Raw genomic sequence first — 22,224 nt, 5'->3', positions numbered from 1 at the left:
AGCTTGTTCTTGCGTAAATTGCTCAAGCAGTGCTGGCTTAGAGAGTCGATTGGCACATCCATGCCAGGCAAGGGAACGGTCGGCGGAGATAAGAAGTTTCAGAACTCTCGCCCGCGAAGATCATCAGCTTGAACTAAGGGGCAGCCGTGCGATTTTCTGAAGAAGTATGCGAGCGGCTTGGCAACTATGTCTATCGCCTTATCGATCCGCGGAACGGGGAGACGTTTTACGTCGGTAAAGGTCGTAACAATCGCGTATTCGATCATGCCGCCGGCGTCGCATACTCAGCAGATGACGATAACCAGGCACTAGGATCAAAGCTCGATCGCATCCGGGCGATAAAGAACGCCGGGCTCGAGGTGCTACATGTTATCCATCGTCATGAGATACCTGAGGCAGCGATCTTTGAGGTCGAGGCTGCATTGATCGATGCCTATCCAGGCCTCACCAACACCCAAGGTGGCCACGCCAGCAGCGACCGCGGTCCCATGAACCATGTCGAGATCGTGGACAAATACAGCTTGCCGGCATTTCCTTCGAACCCGGAGCATCGCCTCTTGCTGGTCAACATCAACAAGCTTGATAACAGGTTCGATCGTCGAGCAATCTACAATTTCGTCCGCTATTGCTGGAGAATTTCAAGGTCACGCGCTGAGAATGCTCAGTATGTGCTCGCTGTTGTCCGCGGTGTGGTTGTAGGAGCGTTCGAGGCCGAGAGGTGGATGGCCGCGACTACCGACAACTTCCCGGACATTCTTTATGCCGACGGATCTGAGGCAAATAGGTTCGGCTTCGTCGGGAGGGAGGCACCGAAAGAGATATGGGATCTCTACGTTGGTGCGAGAGGAAAGCGGATAACGACCCCCGAGCTCAAGCACGTTCAAAATCCCGTCCGGTTTTGGAATTGTTGAAAGACATGGCCGATCGCTCTCCTGAGACAGGCAAACTTTAAAGTTTTGCGCGGCCGTGTTACCTATTGCGTAACGATTCCGATTCTATTACTTATTGGGTAACGGGCAGCAGCTGATGAATATCGATTTTGCGAATGGCAAACTTCGACGTCAGTTGGAGTCTGACAAGGAGTTGAGGAAGGCATACGGTGATCGCGCCGGCCGCTTGAAATTGCGGTTAGCGGTGCTGGAGCAGGCAAACAATTTAAGCGAGGTCCCGACTGAATCGCCAGATCGATGCCATCAGCTTGATGGTGAATGGACTGGTTGTTTCGCGGTAGCTATCACTGGGAATTGGCGGCTGATTTTTGAGCCGGATCATGACCCGGTTCCGATACGTGATGACGGTGGCATAGACCGTGCCGCCGTTGTCGCGATTCGGATTCGCGGTGTTGTTGACTACCATTGATGCCATATGACCTTTCAAGCAATGAATGGCGATGGGATTAGGTGATGGTTATTGTAGCGAAGAAGGAAGACTGGGCGCCAGATTGGGCAACTCATCCAGGCGAACATCTTGCTGAGTATCTTGAGGATCGCGGGTGGTCCCAAGCCGAATTTTCCAGGCTCGCGGACATGAGCCCGAAGCATGTCAGCACTATCATCAACGGCACCAACCCGGTGACGGCAGACACGGCACTGAAATTAGAACGCGTTCTTGGTTTAAAGGCGAGCGTCTGGACGGGTTTACAGGCTAAGTGGGATCTCCATGAAGCCAAGGCCGTAAACAACCGGGCACTGGCAGACGCGGGTCAAGTTCTTTCCAAGTTCCCAATCAAGGAACTTAAAGATCGTGGTGCACTGCCCGCGACCAATGATAACGGCCGACTTCTTAGTTCCCTGCTAGAGTTCTTTGCCGTCGGAACCCCGCATGCTTTCGGCGCGAGATGGGCGAATTTAGCTGTCCATCATAGACAATCTAAGGCCTTCGATACCAGCCAATATCACGTTGCTGCGTGGCTGCTCCTCGGAGAGAAGAAGGCGCGTGGGATGAATCTGCCGACGTTCGACGCCGAAAAGTTTGCGAACGCTGTGCTCGAAATCCGTAAGCTGACAACAAGCGAACCAAATATTTTCTATCCCCGGATGGTGGATCTATGCCGTAGCGCTGGCGTGGCGTTTGTGCTTGAGAAGCCGATTTCGAAGACCTGCCTATTCGGTTCCGCGCGATGGCTCGAGGGCGACAGAGCAATCATTCAGATGTCCCTGAGAATGAAAAGTAATGACCACTTCTGGTGGACATTCTTCCACGAAGCCGCTCACATAACGCTTCATAAGGGACGAGCGTTCGCTGATGATAAGGGCGGCGAAGGCGACGGAGTAGAGAACGAAGCTGATTCCTGGGCCGAAGAAAAGCTAGTGGGTAGAGCTAAGTTTGCAGCTTTTAAGAAATCTAATCCGCGATCTGAGATGGCAGTAAAGGCCTTCGCCCAACAAGTTGAGATCCACCCCGGCATAGTGGTTGGAATGCTTCAACACTGTGGCGCTATCCCTTACCGCAATTTGAACGGGCTTAAGGTGAAATTTGAGTGGGCCGAATAATCCATGCCTGGTCATAAGAGTTCACCTGCGAGCGCGAGCCCAGTCGACAAAGAGCGACGACAAGGGAAAATTTAGGTTTAGCCGAATATTGCCAAGCCAGGTTCGATACTCTTCCGCTGGCAAGCACGCTGCAGAATACAGAAAAGCAGGCTGCAGCCATGGTGTCAGTTCATGAATTCGGGCTTTCCTTTGGCGAAAGTAGTGGACCTCACCAAGACGGGCACGAATTTTAAATAACGCCCGTTGGTCTAAAGTATCGCTTAATACGTCGAGCCTTCTTGCCTGAGCGGCACTTATAGATATCACGCCACGAACGAATAACTCCAGTAACCATGCCCGAGTGACGTGCAAATGCCGGATTGCTGGTGTTAAAATAAGGTCGATGATAGCGCCTTCTAGATCTTGGAAGGAAATATCTCCGCTGGATACGAGCTCCTCCATTAAAAGGACAAGCTCTTTTGCAAAAGGCATCAAAATCGAGTAGTTTTCCCTAAGAAAATTCGCGGCATTCGCGTCTCTAGTTAACTTCATGCACCGGAGAAGGACTCGTATTTTGCCGAGATCCCAAAACTCTTTTGCTATCTCAGCATACATTTCCGCAACTAAGTCTAAATTCACCAAATCCTCAGGAGGCTGATCGCCTTCTTCTGCGTCGTAGAGCGCATATAGCAAGCGCTCTGCCGCCGACTCCTCAGCCTGACTGGCGTCTTCTCCGCTAGAGAGCTCTAGCTGCTCGCGATACTGCTCGAACGACACTACCCGCGTTTTCGCTGACGCTAGTGAAAGCCCTTCACTTGACCAAAGATTGTCTGCGAGAAAGGCTAAGGCGTTATAGGGGTCCTGATCTGGTTTGATGAATATTCTGAAATCGTCCACGTAGCGCGTGAACTCGTAACCCTCGCCCAGCAGTGCACGATCAATGTCCACGAGAGAGAGCTCGGCTAATAGCCTCGTCGCGTTCCCTCCCACCGGAATACCGAAAGATTGTCGGGCGCGAATATCCCTAAGAAACGAGCGGATGAGCCGTGTCTCGGTAGTGTCGCCAACAGCCTCCAGCAAACTATTATCTAGGCGATGATGATAGATCCGCTGATAGAAATCTGAGATATCGGCTTCGACCACATGGGTGTATTCGCCTTCAGCGAACATGGTGCGAACATATTGGCTTTGAAGCCAACTCCCAAACCTGCAGTAGGGGGCAAACATTGCAAATTCTTCACCAGGCTCAAATTTATAAGAGAAACCCGGCCGGTCTGCCCCGCCTCGCGCTGCTTCGATCTGAGGCCCGATGGAGAAAGTGGCGGCCAGCAAGAATATAGCGTCAGTTGGGTAGAGCTGATGAGCTACACGGAATCCGTGGCGACTCTTCGGAATGAGTGAGTCCAGCGGGCTTAGCGGTCTGAAGGTTGCAGTATTCTCCGTAGCAAGAGCGTCGGCGATCTCTTCCTTCTTTTCTCGCAAAAACTCGAACTCAAAGGGATAGGGAAAAATATCTGTATCGCCGTGCGCAGTGATGTGCTCAAGGCTCCAAAGCAGCGCCTGGCGGTCAAGATGCGGCATTGATAACTGCTCCGTGAAGTTGCCAAGGTTTGTCACAGAGCGGCGCCGGTTGTAAACATTTAGCGAAGGGAAACTGACTTGACGTGCCGAGAGTGTGGCCCTAGCCAATTTCGGCACCGGCATCTAAGATCGAGAGAAATCAGAAAATCCCGGGAAGCCTTACAGCCGAAGGCCTAGAATGGCGGAGAGGGTGGGATTTGAACCCACGATACCCTTGCAGGTATGCCGCATTTCGAGTGCGGTGCATTCGACCACTCTGCCACCTCTCCGCGGTCTCGGTCGGCGCTTGTTCGGCGCGGGCGTTCTCATAACGAGCAAATGACAGACTGGCAAGCCGAAATCTCAAGCTTTTCCATCCTTTTGCCTTGACACCTTTTTGTCACTCGCGTATCCCGCTTTCGCAATAGGAGTGGAGTAATCCGCCCCTTGCCCGCCTCGCGCTTGCGCGGGGTTTCACCGGCAGACCAGAGTTCCGGGCTAGTCCCCTGAAATCCCTGCTTAACTTCGACTGATAAGAAGACAGCCACCTGCGTATTGCGGGGAGAGCTGGATCGAACATGAAAGGATAAAATAATGTTCGCAGTCATCAAGACCGGCGGTAAGCAGTACCGTGTGGCAGCCAACGACGTGCTGACCATCGAGAAGCTTGAAGCCACCGCTGGCGACTCCATTGAATTCACCGAAGTCCTCGTGATCGGCGAAGGCGCCGACGCAGCGATCGGTGCGCCCTTCGTAGCCGGCGCCTCCGTCAAGGCGGAAGTCGTCGACCAGACCCGCGGCAAGAAGGTTATCGCCTTCAAGAAGCGCCGTCGTCAGAATTCGAAGCGTTCGCGCGGCCATCGCCAGCATCACACGGTCGTCCGCATCACGGACATCGTGGCTGCCAAGTAAGATCAACGGGTTTCAGGTTTAAAGGAGAACTCCAATGGCACATAAAAAAGCTGGCGGTTCCTCGCGTAACGGTCGCGATTCCGATTCCAAGCGCCTCGGCGTGAAGAAGTTCGGCGGCGAGAACGTCGTAGCCGGCAACATCATCGTTCGCCAGCGCGGTACGCAGTGGCATCCGGGCGCCAATGTCGGCCTCGGCAAGGATCATACTATTTTTGCGCTTACGGCTGGCAATGTGGACTACCGAACGAAGGCCAATGGTCGCGTGTACGTGTCTGTAATGCCGAAAGCGGAAGCAGCGGAATAAGCCGGTAGCGCTCAAAAACAGCCGGCGTCTCATCGACCCGGCTGACCGTACCAGGTTCAGTCCAGAAAACAGGGGAGATGGGGCGCCATCTCCCCTTTTTCTTTGTCCAAACAGGAGGACTGAACATGCAAGGCGAATTGATAAGGGTCGACCAATCACGGTCGCCCAGGGAAGACCAGCGGTCTTCCACGGAACGGCTGAGGCCGGAGCGGTTAAGGACCGATTGCCCTGTCTTGTTATCGGAAAGGCTCGTCATGCGCGCGCCCCACGAAGAAGACATTGACGCCCTTGCCCATCTCGCCAACAACGCCAAAGTCGCCACCATGGTATCGCGTATGCCGCACCCCTATACCGCCAATGATGCCGCCGACTTTGTTTGGCGTACGCGAAATGGCGAGATTGGCAAGTGCGTCTATGCCATCACCAAGGCCGAGAATGGCGCCTTCATGGGTTGCTGCGGAATAGAGCCGCATACCGACGAGAAGACCGTCGAGATCGGCTACTGGCTGGGCGAACCCTATTGGAACCAGGGTTATATGACCGAGGCCTGCCATGCCCTCGTCGACATGGTGTTCAGGACGCGGCAGCAGGTCGAGCAGATCGATGCCCGCTGCCGGGTTATGAACGTCGCTTCGCGCCGCGTCATCCAGAAGTGCGGCTTCCAGTTCCAGGGATCCGGTCTTGCCGCATCGCTGGCACTCGGCAGCAACGTGCCGGTCGAATGGTACCGGCTCGACCGCAAGACCTGGATGTCGCTCAGAAGCTGGGGTGCAATCTCATGAACGCCGCACCCCTACAAAGACCCGGGACCAAGCCCATGATGCCCGGCCCCGCGCCGCTCATATCAACGGCGAGGCTGACGCTTCGCCCCCATAGGCTGAGTGACGCTCCGGCGATTGCGGAATCACTTTCCGATTTCGCAGTCACCCGCATGCTGGCCCGCGTTCCCGCCCCTTACGACCGGCAGGATGCGCTGGACTGGCTGATTCCGGTCATATCGGGCGTCATGCCGGATTGGGCGCTGGCAATAACAGGCAATGACGACGTCCACATCGGCAATGTGTCGATAGAACTTCGTCACGGCCGCTGGCACCTCGGTTACTGGCTGAACCGCTACTACTGGCAGCGCGGCTATATGAGCGAGGCGGCGGAAGCCGTGCTGGAGCGTTTCTCGCGGCGCATGCCTGACGTTCCGGTTCATTCGGGCGTCTTTGCCGACAATCCTGCATCGCTCCGGCTGCAGGAGAAGCTCGGTTTCCGGATGACCGGCTGCAGCGAAATCTACTCTTTCGCCCGCAACACCATGGTCGCCCATATCGAAACCGTGCTGCAGCCAGGTGCTCTGCAACAGAAAAAGGTCGCCTGACATAAGAAGGACGCTGCGCTCAAGGCGGCGTCCTTTCAATCGCCGATCTCGACCCTCAGGGGAAAATGATCGGAACCCAGGGAATTCGTATCAATGACAGCGGATTTCAACCGGTCCTTGAGGCCGCAACTGACGAAACAGTAATCGATATGCATGCGCTTGCCGTGATCTTCCGGATCCATCCAGCTGTAGCTGCCGGGCCCATAGGCGCCAAGCGCCGCAAAGGCATCGATCGGCGTGCCGATCCGCGCCGTGCGACCATAAAACCCGTCAAAAGCGCCGGCGAAGGTGCAGTATTCCGGCGATTCCGGCTCCATATTGAAATCGCCCATGATCACGTAATCCTCCGGGAGCGGCGGCTCGGGAAGCCCGAATTCGCAGGCTCCGGTCAGCGACGCACCCTCCTGAGTGAACGCATTGATGCGGTCGCCGAGATGGTGGAGCTGCGCAATGCGCTCGTCGATGGAAACGTGGTCGAGATGGACGGAATAGACGCGGACAGCACCATCAGGGATGGCAATAACGGCTTCCGTCGCGCCGCGCTGCAAATTGATCTTGTCGACCGTGCGGCTGCGCGGCAGAAGCAGCGTTCGCGTCGACAGGATGGGCCAGCGCGACAGAACCATATTGCCGAACTGGAAACGGGTGCCGCGCGGCGGGGAAACCTGGCCTTCCGGCGCCTCGACATGTATGTCGCAGGCCGGTCCATAGACCCAGAAATGGTCGGGAAACAAGGCGGCAATGATATCAGGCATGTCGGCATAATCGTTCCGAACGAAACCTCTCGTCACCTCCTGCAGGGCGATGACATGAGCGCCTTCGAGACTTTGGGCGATGCGTTCCAGATCGTATCTGCCATCGAGACCGAAGCCGTACTGTATGTTATAGCTCGCAAAAATCACGATATTCTTTGACCTCCGCCTGAACCGCCTATATCGAATGGGCCAAGAGGGGTCGCCCAAACGCACCGAGTACTGGAAGTAAAATGAAATTTCTCGATGAAGCAAAGGTCTATATCCGGTCGGGTGATGGCGGCGCAGGCAGCGTTTCCTTCCGTCGTGAGAAGTTCATCGAGTTCGGCGGGCCGGATGGCGGCGACGGCGGGCGCGGCGGCGACGTCTGGGTAGAGGCCGTCAATGGCCTCAACACACTGATCGATTTTCGCTACCAGCAGCACTTCAAGGCCAAGGTCGGCATGCACGGCATGGGCAAGAATCGCACCGGCGCCAATGGCGACGACGTGACGCTCAAGGTTCCCGTCGGCACACAGATATTCGAAGAGGATCAGGAAAGCCTCATCTGCGACCTTACCGAGGAGGGCCAGCGCTTCTGCCTCGCAAAAGGTGGCAATGGCGGCTTCGGCAACGCCCACTTCAAGTCTTCGGTCAATCAGGCGCCGGACTGGGCCAATCCCGGCCTGGAGGGCGAAGAAAAGACCATCTGGCTGCATCTGAAGCTGATTGCCGATGCCGGCCTCGTCGGCCTGCCGAATGCCGGCAAGTCCACCTTCCTCGCTTCCGTGACACGCGCCCGGCCGAAGATCGCCAATTACCCCTTCACGACGCTGCACCCTAACCTCGGTGTTGCCACCATCGACGAGCGGGAATTCATCCTTGCCGATATTCCCGGCCTTATCGAAGGCGCGCATGAGGGCGTGGGCATCGGCGACCGCTTCCTCGGCCATGTCGAGCGCACGCGCGTGCTGCTGCATCTCGTCTCTGCCCAGGAGGAAAAGGTCGGCAAAGCCTATAAGACGGTGAAGCACGAGCTCGAAGCCTATGGCAACGACCTAGTCGACAAGCCGGAAATTGTCGCACTCTCGCAGATCGACGTACTCGACGATGCGACCCTGAAGAAAAAGGCCAAGGAACTCGCCAAGGCCTGCGGCAAGACACCCTTCCTGATTTCCGCCGTCACCGGCAAGGGAATGACGGAAGTGCTGCGCGCGCTGCGCGACATCATCGTCGAAGCCAATACCGTAGAGAAGCCGGCCAAGACGCCAAAACTGCGCCATCGCGACATGATCCTCACCGACGAGGACGAGAGCGATGAGTAGCCGCAAGCCGCTGGATCGCTATCGCCGCGTCGTCATCAAGATCGGCTCAGCGCTCTTGGTCGATCGCAAGACCGGCCTGAAGAAATCATGGCTCGATGCCATGTGCTCCGATATCGCTGCGCTGAAATCCAAAGGCGTCGATGTGCTCGTGGTCTCCTCCGGCGCCATCGCTCTTGGCCGTTCGGTGCTCGATCTTCCCTCCGGCGCCCTGAAGCTGGAGGAAAGTCAGGCGGCAGCGGCCGTCGGCCAGATCGCGTTGGCCCGGGCTTGGTCCGAAAGCCTCTCACACGATGAGATCGTCGCCGGCCAGATCCTGCTGACCTTGGGCGATACCGAAGAGCGGCGCCGTTACCTCAACGCCCGCGCCACCATCAACCAGCTTCTGAAGATCGGCGCCGTGCCCATCATCAACGAGAACGACACGGTCGCGACCAGCGAAATCCGTTATGGCGACAATGATCGCCTCGCTGCCCGCGTCGCCACCATGACCGGCGCCGACCTCCTGATCCTTCTCTCCGATATCGATGGTCTCTACACCGCCCCGCCGCATCTCGATCCGGATGCGCAATTCCTGGAAACCATTGCGGAAATCACCCCCGAGATCGAAGCCATGGCCGGTGGTGCGGCCTCCGAACTCTCACGCGGCGGCATGCGCACCAAGATCGATGCCGGCAAGATTGCGACGACTTCGGGCTGCGCCATGATCATCGCGTCGGGCAAGACGGAAAGCCCGCTTTCGGCAATCGAAAACGGTGCGCGCTCCTCCTGGTTTGCGCCTTCGGGCACGCCCGTCACTGCCCGGAAAACCTGGATCGCCGGACAGCTTCAGCCGGCCGGCATGCTGCATCTCGATGAAGGCGCCGTAACGGCACTCGGCGCTGGCAAGAGCCTGCTGCCCGCTGGCGTGCGCAGCATCTCCGGCAATTTCGCCCGCGGCGATACGGTTGCGATCATCGCCCCCTCCGGTCGCGAGATCGCCCGTGGGCTGGTCAGCTACGATGCGGAGGAAGCCCGCCAGATCGCCGGCCGCAAATCGGCAGACATCGAGGCGATCCTCGGTTATCCCGGCCGCGCCGCCATGGTCCATCGCGACGATATGGTCATGACGGCGCAGATCGGTTCGAAATCGGAAAGGCAGAAGAAGGACGCAAGCTATGCTTGATACAGTTGCGCAGAGCCCTGACATTGACGTGCTGATGAACGACATCGGCCGCAAGGCCAAGGCCGCCGCGCGACCATTGGGCTTTGCCTCCACCGATGCGAAGAACAAGGCACTGAACGCCATGGCCGATGCTATCATGGCGAACAAGGCTCAGATCCTGTCGGAAAATACCAAGGATTTGAAGGATGTGGAGGGCACGGACATGCTCGCCTCCTTCGTCGACCGCCTGACGCTGAACGATAAGCGCGTCACGGAAATGGCCGAGGGTATTCGCGCGATTGCGGCTCTTCTCGACCCCGTCGGCGAAGTCATCGCCGCCTGGGATCGCCCGAATGGCCTGAAGATCGAACGTGTCCGTACGCCACTCGGCGTCATCGGTGTCATTTTCGAAAGCCGGCCGAACGTCACGGCCGATGCCGGTGCGCTCTGCCTGAAGGCCGGCAATGCGGTGATCCTGCGCTGCGGTTCGGATTCGCGCCGTTCCTCGGCTGCGATCCATGCCTGCATGGTCGAGGGCCTGAAGGCAGCCGGCTTGCCGGAGCATGCGATCCAGCTTGTGCCCGTGACCGATCGCGCCGCTGTTGGCGCCATGCTGCGCGGGCTTGATGGTGCAATCGACGTTATCGTGCCCCGCGGCGGCAAGAGCCTCGTTGCTCGCGTTCAGAGCGAGGCACGCGTACCGGTTTTCGCCCATCTCGAAGGCCTCTGCCATATCTATGTCGACGCCTCCGCCGATCTCGAAATGGCCAAGAACATCATCGTCAACGCCAAGATGCGCCGCACCGGCGTCTGCGGCGCAGCCGAGACGCTGCTGGTCGACGGCGCCGCCATCGGCACGCATCTGACGCCGCTGATCGAGGTCCTAGTTGAAGCCGGCTGCGAGGTTCGCGGTTCGGCCACGGTTCTCAAAGTCGTGCCGGGCCTGAAGCCTGCCACCGAAGAGGACTGGTCGACCGAATATCTGGATGCCGTCATTTCCGTTGCCGTCGTTGACGGCATTTCCGGCGCGATCGACCATATCCAGAAATATTCGTCGAACCATACCGAAGCCGTGCTTGCCGAAGACCCCGAAGTCGTCGAACGCTTCTTTACGGAGATCGACTCGGCCATCCTGCTGCATAACGCCTCCACCCAGTTTGCCGATGGCGGCGAATTCGGCATGGGTGCGGAGATCGGCATCGCCACCGGCAAGATGCATGCTCGCGGCCCTGTTGGCGTCGAGCAGCTCACCTCCTTCAAATACCGCGTTCGCGGTCATGGACAGACGCGGCCCTGACGTGACCACGGAGCATATAGACCGGCGCTATCTCCGCATGCCGCATAGCGAACGCGGCATGATCGTCGGTCTGTTCGGCGGCTCATTCAATCCGCCGCATGAGGGCCATGCCCTGGTTGCCGAAATCGCCATCCGCCGCCTGGGTCTGGATCAGCTCTGGTGGATGGTGACACCGGGCAATCCGTTGAAAAGCCGCAATTATCTGGCACCACTTTCGGAGCGTATAGCGCGCAGCGAAAGCATTGCCACCGACCCGCATATCAAGGTCACAGCCTTCGAACAGGCATCTGGCGTGAGCTACACGGCCAATACGCTTGCCCGCGTGAAGGCGCGCAATCCGCATGTGCATTTCATCTGGATCATGGGCGCCGACAGCCTGGAAAATTTCCATCGCTGGCAGAAATGGCAGAATATCGCGCGAACCTTTCCGATCGCTGTCATCGACCGACCGGGCTCGACGCTCTCTTACCTTTCCTCGAAAATGGCCAAGACCTTTGCCTTTGCCCGCATCGACGAAGATGATGCCCGTGTTCTCTGGAAGAAGCCGGCGCCCGCCTGGACCTTCATTCACGGTCCTCGCTCGACTTTGAGCTCGACAGCCATCCGCAACGGCGATCAGCACAAGACCGCGGAATAAATCGGATTGTTTGAAAGTTCCCAGAAATGAAAAGCCCGACGCGGGAGGAGGTGCGTCGGGCTTAAAACTTGATCGACAACTGGGAGGAGGAGTGTTGTCGATCCTATCGGACGGCTATGGGAGGAGGAGAAGCCGTCGGATGATTGTGTTTTAGCACATTTGTTCAGAAGGTGAATATAGGCTGGTGCATTGCAGCAATGCACGAAATGCAAACCTCCGTGGAGAAATATAGAATTCGCTGCCAGTTTTATCAGCAAAAACAGGTTGATCCAAACTGGCTTGCCAGATCCCTTCCCATTTACCAAGCAGAAGCGCCATATTTTTGCCTCACGAACTCTAGGCTTGACAGGAGCCATGCGCCTCACGAATGCGTGAAGAGACGGCGCGGGCAAATCACGTCTCCACTGTCGTTATGTTTTATGAAATACAACTCTGGTCAAAGCTTACTCGCCGTTATATTCGTTTAAATATTTCGAACCCCGGAGTGAAGAAATTATGCAAAGCCGCCACCACTGGATGAAACTGGCAACCGCCGCGATCTCGGCCATCTGGCTTGGTGCAGCAGCGCTTTCGACGCCTGCCGCAGCCTCTGAAAAGGTAACTGTCTTCGCCGCCGCAAGCCTCAAGGATGCGCTTGATGCGGCCAACGCCGCCTGGACCAAGGAAAGCGGCAAGGAGGCCGTTGCCTCCTATGCAGCAAGCGGCGCGCTGGCAAAGCAGATCGAAAATGCGGCCCCGGCTGACGTCTTCATTTCCGCCGACCTGAACTGGATGGATTACGTCGCCGATAAAAAGCTGATCAACGCGGACACACGCTCCAACCTGCTCGGTAACCGCCTTGTTCTGGTCGCTGAAAACGGCAAGCAGAAGCCGGTTGAAATCAAAGAGGGCTTCGATCTCGCAAGCCTCATCGGCGACGGCAAGCTCGCCATGGGCGAGCCGAAGTCGGTTCCGGCCGGCAAATATGGCCAGGCAGCGCTCGACAAACTCGGCGTCTGGAAGTCTGTCGAGACTAAGGTTGCTTATTCAGAAAGCGTGCGTGCCGCCCTCGCCCTCGTTTCCCGCGGCGAAGCGCCATACGGCATCGTCTATCAGACCGATGCGGCCGCCGATAAGGGCGTTGCGATCGTCGGCACCTTCCCGGCCGATTCCCACCCGCCGATCATCTATCCGATCGCCCTGCTCGCCGAGAGCAAGAACCCGGATGCTGCTGCCTATCTCGACTTCCTGAAGTCGGACAAGGCTGCCCCATTCTTCACTGCGCAGGGGTTCACCATCCTGAAATAATTGCGTAATTGGCGCCCAAAGCTTAGCGTGAAGGCTCGCTTCGGCGGGCCTTCACTATTTCGGAGAAGATGACGCTTGGATATGTTCGGCTTGAGCGATGAGGAATGGACGGCGATCCTGCTGAGCCTGCGCATTTCCTTCGTCGCCATGGTAGCAAGCCTGCCGCTCGGCATCCTCGTCGCCCTGCTGCTTGCCCGCGGCCGCTTCTGGGGCAAGTCCATCCTGAACGGCATCGTCCATCTGCCGCTAATCCTGCCACCTGTTGTTACCGGCTTCATTCTCCTCATCCTTTTCGGCCGCCGCGGCCCGATCGGCAGCCTGCTGGATCAATATCTGGGTATCGTGCTCTCCTTCCGCTGGACCGGTGCAGCGCTTGCCTGTGGCGTCATGGGTTTTCCACTGATGGTGCGCAGCATCCGTCTCTCCATCGAGGCCGTCGACCGCAAGCTCGAGGAAGCCGCCGGGACGCTTGGCGCGAGCCCGGCATTGGTCTTCCTGACCGTCACGCTGCCGCTGATCATTCCCGGCATCATTACCGGCATGATCCTCTGCTTTGCCAAGGCGATGGGCGAGTTCGGGGCCACCATCACCTTCGTCTCCAATATCCCGGGCGAAACGCAGACCCTGTCGACCGCCATCTATACCTTTACCCAGGTGCCGGGTGGTGACGCTGTCGCCATGCGGCTCACCCTCATTTCCATCGCCATTTCGATGCTGGCCCTGCTGGCTTCGGAATTCCTCGCCTATCTCGCCGGCCGGAGGATCGATCCGGAATGACGCTCATCGTCGAAGCAAGACATCGCCTCGGCGCCTTCAGGCTCGATGCCGCCTTCACCTCCGAGCGCGGCGTGACGGCGCTCTTCGGCCGTTCCGGCTCTGGCAAGACCTCCGTGATCCGCATCATTGCTGGCCTTACCCGACCGACCGAAGGCCGGATCCTGCTCGACGGCGAGGCGCTGACGGATACTGCAAAGGGCATCTTCATTCCCCGGCACCGCCGCCGCTTCGGCTACGTCTTCCAGGAAGCCCGGCTTTTTCCGCATTTGAGCGTCCGGACAAATCTCGCCTACGGCCGCTGGTTCACGCCGAGATCCGCACACATTGAAAATTTCGATCGTGTCCTCGACCTGCTCGGCATCGGCCAGTTGCTCGCCCGCAGCCCTTCAAAGCTGTCGGGGGGCGAAAAGCAGCGTGTCGCTATCGGTCGCGCACTGCTTTCTTCGCCGCGCCTGCTCCTCATGGATGAGCCATTGGCCGCATTGGACGAAGCCCGCAAGGCCGAGATTCTGCCCTATCTCGAGCGTCTGCGTGACGAGATGGATATTCCGATCGTCTACGTCAGCCATTCGATCTCCGAAGTCGCCCGCCTGGCAAATCAGGTCGTGGTCATGCGCGACGGCAAAGTGGAAGCCACAGGCCCCGCAGCAGAAATCCTCAGCCGTTCGTCGCTGCTCCCGGAAGACCGAAAGGAAGCCGGTGCAGTGCTGGAAGGCACAGTCGAAAGTATCGATTTGGCCCATCGGATTTCGACAGTGCTGCTGAAGGCGGGCAGGCTCTATGTTCCGGGTGCTGCGCCCGCCATAGGCAAGCCTGTGCGCATCCACATCCCCGCCCGAGACGTGATGCTGGCAACACGGAAGCCGGAAGGGTTGAGCGCCCTCAACATTCTGGAAGGAACAGTCACGCAGATTTCGCCGACGGAGGATGGAACCGTCGAGATCCGCCTCGATTGCACCGGCAACGCCGTGCTCTCGCGCATCACCGCGCTGTCCTGCGAGCGTCTGGGATTACGCCCGGGCATGCCGGCTTTCGCCGTTATCAAGACGGTGGCGCTGGAAGCCTGATCAGCGCCGATCGTCCGGCTGCAGATTACGGTTGTTTTCCAGCCAGGCGAGATCATCGGCAAGGCTGGTGCGCACCGTCTTTTCCATGTCGCGAAAGCGCGCCAGCAATTGTTCCCCGAATGGCGTCAGTGTCGCACCGCCGCCCTTCTGGCCGCCGCGCTGCGATTCCACCACCTGCGCCTTGAACATGCGGTTCATCTCGGCAACCAGCATCCAGGCACGGCGATAGGACATGTCCATGGCGCGGCCGGCGGCCGAGATCGAACCTGTCTCGCGGATATGCTCGAGCAGCTCCATCTTGCCGTGGCCGAGGCGATCGTCATCGGGAAAGGTGATTCGCAGGACAGGTGCGAGCGGATTTTTGGCGGTTTCGGTCATGTCGGTCGGTATTTGCGGAAATCACCGGCACTTTACGCCCGACCGCAGACGCTGTACACCGCACCTCCATCTCGACCGAGGGTCGAAATCTCGATTTCGTGACGCCAAATGCGGCTTTCGGCCGTTCGCGCGCTGCGCCGCGTCTTGAAACATTAATGGTTTGATGCCTATCTTAACCATGATCCGGTTGTGCTGGATCCGTGTTGTGCATGGTTTGTCATTCCAGGAAAGGGAAAGCACTGACAACAGTACACGCCAAGGGAAAAACGCTTGCCGTTATCCCGAAGGGTGCGGAACGTGGCGCCGATGCCGCCGCCCGTGCTCTGGAAGCCGTCCTCGTCAGCCTCGAGGACTCCAAAGCCGAAGATATCGTCACCATCAACATTGCCGGAAAATCGGCGCTGGGAGACTACATGGTTGTCGTCTCCGGCCGTTCGAACAGGCATGTCATGGCGATCGCCGATCATCTTCTGACTGATCTCAAGGACGAGGGCTTCGGTACTGCCCGCGTCGAAGGTCAGGAAGGCGGTGACTGGATCCTGATCGATACCGGTGACATCATTGTGCATGTGTTTCGTCCCGAAATTCGTGAGTTCTACAACATCGAAAAGATGTGGGCGGCTCCGGATATGGACGAGGAAACGCGGCACTGACAGGCAGCCTGGCATTCGCCCGGCGCCTGAGACGTGGTAGCTGACCGGGCCGGCTTTCGATAGCTGGCCGGTAAGTCCACATTGCGCTTCGGAAGCGCGGCATAGCAGGAGCGGATGAATGCGGATTGGTCTTTTTGCGGTGGGACGGCTGAAGCCCGGCCCCGAAAAGGATCTTGCGGCCCGTTATTTCGACCGTTTTGCAAAGGCTGGTCCTGCGATCGGCCTGGAATTTTCTCGTATCGCCGAAGTAGCCGAAAGCCGCGCCTCCAATGCGGACACCCGCAAGCGCGAGGAAGCGGCCATGCTGCTGAAATCGCTCCCCGAAGGCAGTGTCCTCGTTCTCCTCGACGAACGCGGCAAGGCGTTGGACAGCGAAGCTTTCGCCAATCTTCTCGGCGGCTACCGCGATCAAGGCAAACGCGACCTGATGATCGCAATCGGCGGTGCCGATGGCCTCGACCCTTCCCTCTACGACCGCGCCAACATGATCCTTTGCCTTGGCAAGATGACCTGGCCTCATCAGATCGTCCGCACGCTCATTGCCGAACAGCTTTATCGGGCCGTGACCATCCTGTCCGGCCACCCTTATCATCGCGTCTGATGCAGACCAAAACACTCACGCAGCCGTGTTTTGCCTCAGGGCCTCTTCTCATTCAAACTTTCTGGCCAACAGCCCCAAATCAGCTTAGGTTCCGGGCGATTTGAACGAGTAAACCCCGACACGCATGACGAGAGCTGCCCCCAAGCGATCCCGCCTGTTTCTGCCGGCCGTTGCCGCAGGGCTCGGTGCGGCCGCCATTGTTATTTCGGGAAACCCCTTTTCCGTGCAGGCGCAGGATGCGCCGCCACCGCCCGCAGCAGCCGAACCGGCCGCCCCAATCACATCAGCCAAACAGCCGCCGCCTGATCCTGCCGCCGAACTTGCGAAGAAGCGCGACGAAACGAGGGCCGAGCTCGACAAGCTGTCGAAGACGATCAGCCTCTCCTCGGACAAGGCGAGCGAGCTTCAGAGCAGCATCGACAATCTGGAAAAGAGTACGGCAAGTATTCGACAGGCACTGATCGATTCCGCCGCCCGCCGGAAATCCCTGGAAGGCAAAATTCTCGACAGCGAGAAGAAACTCGCCGAGCTCGGCGTCAAGGAAGATGGCATCCGCCGTTCGCTGCATGAGCGTCGCGGCCTCCTGGCCGAGGTTCTCGCCGCCTTACAGCGCATGGGCCGCAACCCGCCGCCCGCCCTTCTCGTCACACCCGATGATGCGCTTGCCTCGGTCCGCAGCGCCATTCTGCTCGGCGCCGTGGTTCCCGGTATCCGCAAGGAGACTGAAAAGCTGGCAGCCGATCTCGCCGATCTCGCGGCTTTGCAGACGGCAAGCGCCAAGGAGAAGGAAGGCCTGACCACCACTATGGCAAACAGCCTGGAGGAGGAGCGGCGCATGGATCTGCTGCTTGCCGAAAACGACAAGCTGAGCCGCTCCAATGCCGCCGAACTGGAAGCCGAAAAGCAGCGGTCTCAGGAGCTGGCAAGCAAGGCAACGACGCTCGAAAGCCTCGCCGCTTCGATGGAAACGGAAATCGCCTCCGTGCGCGATGCCGCCGCCGCCGCCAGGCAGGCAGAGGAGAACCGCAAGCTCCTGACGGACGAGCAGCGCGCCCAGGCGAAGGCCCTGGCCGACAGCGGAGTGCCCGATAAAAACCGCATTGCGCCCGCATATCCCTTCGGAGAATTGAAGGCGAAACTGGAGCTGCCTGTGGCAGGCGATATTCTGCGCCAGTTCGGCGATGCCGACGGTACCGGACACGAGGCCATGGGAATGACGGTCGCGACCAATGCGGAAACGGTGGTGACCGCGCCTGCTGACGGGCTGGTGGTTTTCGCCGGCGCCTTCCGCAGCTATGGCCAGATGATTATCCTCGACGCTGGCGGCGGATATCACCTGGTTCTCTCAGGCATGGATACGATCAACACCCGTCAGGGAAAATTCGTTTTCTCCGGCGAGCCCCTGGCCGTGATGGGTGCGAAAAGAGTGGCAAGCGCAACCGCATTGGCGCTGGAAACAGATCGGCCAACGCTTTACATTGAGTTTCGAAAGGACGGTAAACCGGTCGATTCCCGACCGTGGTGGACCGCCAAAGACACTGGAAAGGCACGCAATGATTCGTAGGGCTTCTCTTGTTCTGGTCGGCGCACTGATGGGCGCGACCGCGATGAGCGTCATTTACTCCGCAGGCGTGCCTGCAGAGGCGGCGGGAGCATCGACCTATAAGGAGCTTTCGGTATTCGGTGACGTCTTCGAACGCGTGCGTGCACAATACGTAACGCCGCCGGCCGAGGACAAGCTGATCGAAAGCGCCATCAATGGCATGCTTTCATCGCTCGACCCGCATTCCAGCTACATGAATGCGAAGGACGCCGAAGACATGCGCACCCAGACCAAGGGTGAGTTCGGCGGCCTCGGTATCGAAGTCACCATGGAAGACGAACTCGTCAAGGTCATCACCCCGATCGACGATACTCCGGCTGCCAAGGCTGGCGTTCTGGCCGGCGACTATATTTCGGAAATCGATGGCCAGTCTGTTCGCGGCCTGAAGCTCGAAGACGCCGTCGAAAAGATGCGCGGCGCCGTCAACACGCCGATCAAGCTGACGCTCATCCGCAAGGGCGCCGACAAGCCGATCGAACTTACGATCGTACGTGACGTCGTTGCCGTTCAGGCGGTCAAGTCGCGCGTCGAGGACGATGTCGGCTATCTGCGCGTCATCTCCTTCACCGAGAAGACCTATCCGGACCTCGAAAAGGCGATCCAGAAGATCAAGGCGACCATTCCGGCCGACAAGCTCAAGGGCTTCGTCCTTGACCTGCGTCTCAACCCCGGCGGTCTGCTCGATCAGGCGATCAATGTTTCCGACGCCTTCCTGCAGCGCGGCGAAGTGGTTTCGACCCGTGGCCGCAATCCGGATGAAACCCGCCGCTTCAATGCTGGCCCGGGCGATCTGACGGATGGCAAGCCGCTGATCGTCCTCATTAACGGCGGCTCGGCTTCCGCGTCGGAAATCGTTGCCGGCGCCCTGCAGGATCTGCGCCGTGCCACGGTTCTCGGCACGCGTTCCTTCGGCAAGGGTTCGGTCCAGACTATCATTCCGCTTGGCGAAAACGGCGCGCTGCGCCTGACGACGGCGCTCTACTACACACCGTCGGGCCGCTCGATCCAGGGCACCGGCATTACGCCTGACATCAAGGTGGAAGAGCCCCTTCCGGCCGATCTGCAAGGCAAGATGGTGACCGAGGGCGAATCTGCCCTGCGCGGCCACATCAAGGGCCAGAGCGAGACCGACGAAGGTTCGGGATCGGTTGCCTACGTCCCGCCGGATCCGAAGGATGACGTCCAGCTCAACTACGCGCTCGATCTGCTGCGCGGCAAGAAGACTGACCCGTCCTTCCCGCCGGACCCTGAAAAGGCTGTCGTCGCCAAGTAATCCATCGATCTCAAGGCCGGGCAGCCCGCCCGGCCTTGAGACTTTCTGCTGTTTCCCGGTTTTGGAGTGGCAACGAATTGGGAACGGACCTGCATGCACCTCTAGGCCGCAACCGCAAGGCCGCGCGAAAGCGCCCCGGCATATTGCGGATCGGACAGATTGCCGCGAGCGTCTGTCTTGTCGCGATTGGCGGCTTTTCCCTTTACACGGCATTTCGCAATGATGGCCTCGAGCAGTCGAAGCCTCCGGCATCGCTGGACACAGCGGCCGCGCCGCCGACCGATGCGATCCAGGAGCCGCAGGCATCTGCCAATCAGGCAGCAAACGGCATACCCCGCTCCGAGCCGCAATCCGGCGCCAATGTAGAACGGATGGTGACAGGCGACGGTTCTGTCGTCACTAAATACAGCCCTCGCCCGCGCGATGGCAGCGGCCCGGTTCTGGTCGATGCCATGCAGATGGGCCAGGATCCCCGCATGGCGGCCATCCCCAACGACAATCTGCTCGAAGAGACACCCTTCGGCCGGCTGCCCATCACGGGTCCCGATGGCCGGCGTCCGATGGATCAATATGCGCGGCCGTGGTCCGGCACGCGCGGCACCCGCATCGCGATCGTCCTCAGCGGCCTCGGTCTCAGCCAGACCGGCACGCAGCGCGCCATCAAGCAATTGCCGGAGGAAATCACCTTTGCCTTCGCCGCCAGTGGCAACAGCCTGCAGCGCTGGATGCAAGATGCGCGGCGCGGCGGCCATGAAATATTGCTGCAGGTGCCGCTGGAGCCGTTCGATTACCCAGCTAATGATCCGGGACCGGATACGCTGCTGACGTCGAAGCCTGTGGCGCACAACCTCGAAAGCCTGCATCGGGCGATGGGCGAGATCACCAACTATACGGGCATCATGAACTATCTGGGCGGACGTTTCCTCTCCGATCCCAAGGCCATGGAGCCGGTCATGCGGGATATCGGCAAGCGCGGGCTGCTGTTTCTCGACGATGGCACTTCAGCGCAATCCAAGACCGCCGTGGTCGCCAAAGGCACGGAGCTTCCTTACGCTTTCGCCGACTTGCAACTGGATAGCCAGGTCGATGTGAACACCATCCTGCAGAAACTCGACGAACTGGAGCGCATCGCTCGCCGCAACGGCCAGGCAATCGGTGTTGCCTCGGCCTTCGACGAGAGCATTGACGCGATCTCCAAATGGAGCGAGGAAGCGACCATGCGCGGCATCGAGATTGTCGGCGTTGCTGCACTCGTCAACGACCCCAAGAATCCCTGAGCGGAGAAAACCATGAGCCAGGCGACCGTAAAAGCTGAGGACCTCCCCTATCGCCCCTGCGTCGGTGTGATGATCCTCAACCGCGAGGGCCTCGTCTGGGCCGGGCGGCGCATTCCTGATGGTAATTCGGAGTATGACGGTTCACCCCAGCTCTGGCAGATGCCGCAGGGCGGCATCGACAAGGGCGAAGACCCGCTGGAGGCAGCCTATCGCGAACTTTACGAAGAAACCGGCATCCGGACCGTGACCCTGCTTGCCGAGGCCAAGGACTGGATCAATTACGACCTGCCGCCACAGCTGATCGGCATCGGGCTGAGGGGCAAGTACCGCGGCCAGACGCAGCGCTGGTTCGCCTTCCGCTTCGAGGGCGACGAAAGAGAGATCGCCATCAACCCGCCGCCCGGCGGCCATGAGCCGGAATTCGACGCTTGGGAATGGAAGCCGATGGAAGACCTGCCCGGCCTGATCGTTCCCTTCAAGCGCGCCGTCTATGAACGGGTCGTGGCGGAATTCAGCCACCTTTCCGGCTTAATCCCGGAAGATTGAGCATCGAACGAAGCTCAGCAATGCGTTCCAAAAGGAAACCGGCCGCCTTTCAGGCGGCCGGCTGAGATAAGATTGCCGACTGCGAATTATTCGGCTTCGTTGGCCGAATCTGCGTTGAGCTGACCATATTTGGCTTCGCCGATCTTCTCGAGCAGTTCGAGCTGCGTTTCGAGGAAGTCGATATGGCCTTCCTCGTCTGCCAACAGCTCTTCGAAAAGCTTCATGGAAACATAGTCGCCGGCGTCATGACAGATATCGCGCGATTTCTTGTAGGCAGTGCGGGCGTCATATTCGCCGGCAAGATCGGCCTCCAGAACTTCCTTGACGTTCTGACCGATGCGCAGCGGCGCAAGCGTCTGTAGATTGGGATGGCCTTCGAGGAAGATGATGCGCGCGACCAGACGGTCGGCATGGTGCATTTCCTCGATCGATTCGGCACGTTCCTTCTTGGCGAGCTTGGTGTAACCCCAGTCCTCAAGAAGGCGATAGTGGACCCAATACTGGTTGACTGCACCGAGCTCTAGAAAAAGGGCCTCGTTAAGCCGCTCGATGACTTTTTTGTCGCCTTTCAATGTCCGCTCTCCTGTTTTCCTCGTGGAATTGTTTCAAGCGGGACATGAAATCAAATATTTCCGTCTCCGTCGAGTGGCGACGGGCATGATAATCTTCGGTTGTCTGGATGATGATATCGACAACGTTCGGGAAACAGCCGCAGCAACGGCCGCGCTTGGCCATGGCGTGATAGACCTTCGCCGGCACGATAAGCTGCCAACAATCTTCATCGAGAAGATTGTTGATGACGTCCCGGATTTCCTTGTCGGTTATGTAATTGCAACTGCAGACGAGCACGTCTTCATTCCAAACATGACACTTACTATCGTGTTTTCTGCAAAAGAAGATGGGAACTGTCAAGAAAATTCGCGACCCTCATCCGATCACGATTCAGCGACAGGATATCACACGCCAGCGAGCGCATCCTTAAGTCCTTAAGAAGCATCAATTTCCTGGCTGCAAACGC

25 protein-coding genes and 1 tRNA gene are annotated in these 22,224 nt (G+C 58.6%); 20 read left to right on the top strand and 6 right to left on the bottom strand.

Annotated features, from left to right (window positions below; genetic code table 11):
- The first annotated feature begins 146 nt into the window (after window positions 1-146).
- The 3 genes from AC1DTN_RS07655 (at window position 147) to AC1DTN_RS07645 (ending at window position 2,492) form a co-directional block, all read left to right on the top strand.
- Window positions 147-911, top strand: a complete 765-nt coding sequence (locus tag AC1DTN_RS07655) for an LEM-3-like GIY-YIG domain-containing protein (protein ID WP_477920288.1) — start codon at window positions 147-149, stop codon at window positions 909-911.
- A 115-nt stretch (window positions 912-1,026) separates the two neighbouring features.
- On the top strand, window positions 1,027-1,359 hold the full coding sequence (locus AC1DTN_RS07650) for a type II toxin-antitoxin system RelE/ParE family toxin (RefSeq protein ID WP_477920287.1): 333 nt from the start codon (window positions 1,027-1,029) through the stop codon (window positions 1,357-1,359).
- 44 nt (window positions 1,360-1,403) lie between these two features.
- Window positions 1,404-2,492 carry a HigA family addiction module antitoxin gene (locus AC1DTN_RS07645; protein ID WP_477920286.1) on the top strand — a complete coding sequence of 363 codons (1,089 nt, stop codon included), beginning with the start codon at window positions 1,404-1,406 and terminating at the stop codon, window positions 2,490-2,492.
- A 21-nt stretch (window positions 2,493-2,513) separates the two neighbouring features.
- Here AC1DTN_RS07645 and AC1DTN_RS07640 read toward each other — a convergent pair whose 3' ends face one another.
- Together AC1DTN_RS07640 and AC1DTN_RS07635 are read right to left on the bottom strand one after the other, a co-directional pair.
- Entirely contained in the window at window positions 2,514-4,052 is a 1,539-nt protein-coding gene (locus AC1DTN_RS07640) for an RNA-directed DNA polymerase (RefSeq protein ID WP_477920285.1), read from the bottom strand.
- A gap of 179 nt (window positions 4,053-4,231) precedes the next feature.
- Window positions 4,232-4,321 (bottom strand) — tRNA-Ser (locus AC1DTN_RS07635).
- Window positions 4,322-4,625: 304 nt separating this feature from the next.
- Here AC1DTN_RS07635 and rplU point away from each other — a divergent pair.
- From rplU to AC1DTN_RS07615, 4 genes are all read left to right on the top strand, one after another.
- Window positions 4,626-4,943, top strand: coding sequence for a 50S ribosomal protein L21 (rplU, locus tag AC1DTN_RS07630; protein ID WP_088677425.1), 318 nt, complete (start codon window positions 4,626-4,628; stop codon window positions 4,941-4,943).
- A gap of 34 nt (window positions 4,944-4,977) precedes the next feature.
- Window positions 4,978-5,247 (top strand): 50S ribosomal protein L27, encoded by a 270-nt coding sequence (gene rpmA / locus AC1DTN_RS07625; RefSeq protein WP_007824841.1) that lies wholly within the window; start codon window positions 4,978-4,980, stop codon window positions 5,245-5,247.
- A 125-nt stretch (window positions 5,248-5,372) separates the two neighbouring features.
- On the top strand, window positions 5,373-6,029 hold the full coding sequence (locus AC1DTN_RS07620; protein ID WP_477920284.1) for a GNAT family N-acetyltransferase: 657 nt from the start codon (window positions 5,373-5,375) through the stop codon (window positions 6,027-6,029).
- The gene (locus tag AC1DTN_RS07615; protein ID WP_113322220.1) at window positions 6,026-6,613 is read left to right on the top strand and encodes a GNAT family N-acetyltransferase; all 588 of its coding nucleotides are present in this window, start codon (window positions 6,026-6,028) and stop codon (window positions 6,611-6,613) included. The genes AC1DTN_RS07620 and AC1DTN_RS07615 overlap by 4 nt, the downstream gene beginning before the upstream one ends.
- Window positions 6,614-6,648: 35 nt before the next feature.
- On the opposite strand, the gene AC1DTN_RS07610 is transcribed toward AC1DTN_RS07615, so the two are convergent.
- The gene (locus AC1DTN_RS07610) at window positions 6,649-7,515 is read right to left on the bottom strand and encodes an endonuclease/exonuclease/phosphatase family protein (protein ID WP_477920283.1); all 867 of its coding nucleotides are present in this window, start codon (window positions 7,513-7,515) and stop codon (window positions 6,649-6,651) included.
- A gap of 83 nt (window positions 7,516-7,598) precedes the next feature.
- Here AC1DTN_RS07610 and obgE point away from each other — a divergent pair, with 83 nt between their 5' ends.
- The 7 genes from obgE to modC all read left to right on the top strand — a co-directional run bounded on the left by obgE (window position 7,599) and on the right by modC (window position 14,875).
- Window positions 7,599-8,669: a GTPase ObgE gene (gene obgE / locus AC1DTN_RS07605; protein ID WP_310389691.1), complete on the top strand. Its 1,071-nt coding sequence runs from the start codon at window positions 7,599-7,601 to the stop codon at window positions 8,667-8,669.
- On the top strand, window positions 8,662-9,831 hold the full coding sequence (proB, locus tag AC1DTN_RS07600; protein WP_477920282.1) for a glutamate 5-kinase: 1,170 nt from the start codon (window positions 8,662-8,664) through the stop codon (window positions 9,829-9,831). Before obgE ends, proB begins: the two co-directional genes overlap by 8 nt.
- Window positions 9,824-11,107: a glutamate-5-semialdehyde dehydrogenase gene (locus AC1DTN_RS07595; RefSeq protein ID WP_477920281.1), complete on the top strand. Its 1,284-nt coding sequence runs from the start codon at window positions 9,824-9,826 to the stop codon at window positions 11,105-11,107. Before proB ends, AC1DTN_RS07595 begins: the two co-directional genes overlap by 8 nt.
- The gene (locus AC1DTN_RS07590) at window positions 11,088-11,744 is read left to right on the top strand and encodes a nicotinate-nucleotide adenylyltransferase (RefSeq protein ID WP_477920280.1); all 657 of its coding nucleotides are present in this window, start codon (window positions 11,088-11,090) and stop codon (window positions 11,742-11,744) included. The genes AC1DTN_RS07595 and AC1DTN_RS07590 overlap by 20 nt, the downstream gene beginning before the upstream one ends.
- 495 nt (window positions 11,745-12,239) lie before the next feature.
- A complete protein-coding gene (gene modA, locus AC1DTN_RS07585) occupies window positions 12,240-13,031 on the top strand; it encodes a molybdate ABC transporter substrate-binding protein (RefSeq protein WP_477920279.1) in 792 nt (263 codons plus the stop codon).
- Between the two features lie 75 nt (window positions 13,032-13,106).
- Complete coding sequence (gene modB, locus AC1DTN_RS07580) at window positions 13,107-13,808, top strand: molybdate ABC transporter permease subunit (RefSeq protein ID WP_113322214.1); 702 nt, start codon at window positions 13,107-13,109, stop codon at window positions 13,806-13,808.
- Window positions 13,805-14,875 (top strand): molybdenum ABC transporter ATP-binding protein, encoded by a 1,071-nt coding sequence (modC, locus tag AC1DTN_RS07575; protein WP_477920278.1) that lies wholly within the window; start codon window positions 13,805-13,807, stop codon window positions 14,873-14,875. Before modB ends, modC begins: the two co-directional genes overlap by 4 nt.
- Here modC and AC1DTN_RS07570 read toward each other — a convergent pair whose 3' ends face one another.
- Window positions 14,876-15,253 carry a winged helix-turn-helix domain-containing protein gene (locus tag AC1DTN_RS07570; protein WP_477920277.1) on the bottom strand — a complete coding sequence of 126 codons (378 nt, stop codon included), beginning with the start codon at window positions 15,251-15,253 and terminating at the stop codon, window positions 14,876-14,878. It lies immediately after the preceding gene.
- 209 nt (window positions 15,254-15,462) lie between these two features.
- On the opposite strand from AC1DTN_RS07570, the gene rsfS reads away from it, so the two are divergent.
- From rsfS to AC1DTN_RS07540, 6 genes are all read left to right on the top strand, one after another.
- The gene (gene rsfS, locus AC1DTN_RS07565; RefSeq protein WP_007824813.1) at window positions 15,463-15,906 is read left to right on the top strand and encodes a ribosome silencing factor; all 444 of its coding nucleotides are present in this window, start codon (window positions 15,463-15,465) and stop codon (window positions 15,904-15,906) included.
- 118 nt (window positions 15,907-16,024) lie between these two features.
- On the top strand, window positions 16,025-16,507 hold the full coding sequence (gene rlmH / locus AC1DTN_RS07560) for a 23S rRNA (pseudouridine(1915)-N(3))-methyltransferase RlmH (RefSeq protein ID WP_439016888.1): 483 nt from the start codon (window positions 16,025-16,027) through the stop codon (window positions 16,505-16,507).
- 154 nt (window positions 16,508-16,661) lie between these two features.
- Window positions 16,662-18,071, top strand: coding sequence for a murein hydrolase activator EnvC family protein (locus tag AC1DTN_RS07555; protein WP_477920389.1), 1,410 nt, complete (start codon window positions 16,662-16,664; stop codon window positions 18,069-18,071).
- A complete protein-coding gene (locus tag AC1DTN_RS07550) occupies window positions 18,061-19,383 on the top strand; it encodes a S41 family peptidase (RefSeq protein ID WP_113183655.1) in 1,323 nt (440 codons plus the stop codon). The genes AC1DTN_RS07555 and AC1DTN_RS07550 overlap by 11 nt, the downstream gene beginning before the upstream one ends.
- A 77-nt stretch (window positions 19,384-19,460) precedes the next feature.
- The gene (locus AC1DTN_RS07545; RefSeq protein ID WP_477920275.1) at window positions 19,461-20,660 is read left to right on the top strand and encodes a divergent polysaccharide deacetylase family protein; all 1,200 of its coding nucleotides are present in this window, start codon (window positions 19,461-19,463) and stop codon (window positions 20,658-20,660) included.
- Between the two features lie 12 nt (window positions 20,661-20,672).
- Window positions 20,673-21,206 carry an RNA pyrophosphohydrolase gene (locus tag AC1DTN_RS07540; RefSeq protein ID WP_477920274.1) on the top strand — a complete coding sequence of 178 codons (534 nt, stop codon included), beginning with the start codon at window positions 20,673-20,675 and terminating at the stop codon, window positions 21,204-21,206.
- A gap of 86 nt (window positions 21,207-21,292) precedes the next feature.
- On the opposite strand, the gene bfr is transcribed toward AC1DTN_RS07540, so the two are convergent.
- Both bfr and AC1DTN_RS07530 read right to left on the bottom strand, forming a co-directional pair.
- Window positions 21,293-21,778, bottom strand: a complete 486-nt coding sequence (gene bfr, locus AC1DTN_RS07535) for a bacterioferritin (RefSeq protein WP_007824799.1) — start codon at window positions 21,776-21,778, stop codon at window positions 21,293-21,295.
- Window positions 21,744-22,118 carry a BFD-like (2Fe-2S) protein gene (locus AC1DTN_RS07530; RefSeq protein WP_081493316.1) on the bottom strand — a complete coding sequence of 125 codons (375 nt, stop codon included), beginning with the start codon at window positions 22,116-22,118 and terminating at the stop codon, window positions 21,744-21,746. The genes bfr and AC1DTN_RS07530 overlap by 35 nt, the downstream gene beginning before the upstream one ends.
- Window positions 22,119-22,224 lie beyond the last annotated feature (106 nt).

Source organism: Rhizobium sp. 01T444, assembly GCF_056398305.1.
This window is presented reverse-complemented; position numbering and strand designations above follow the sequence as displayed.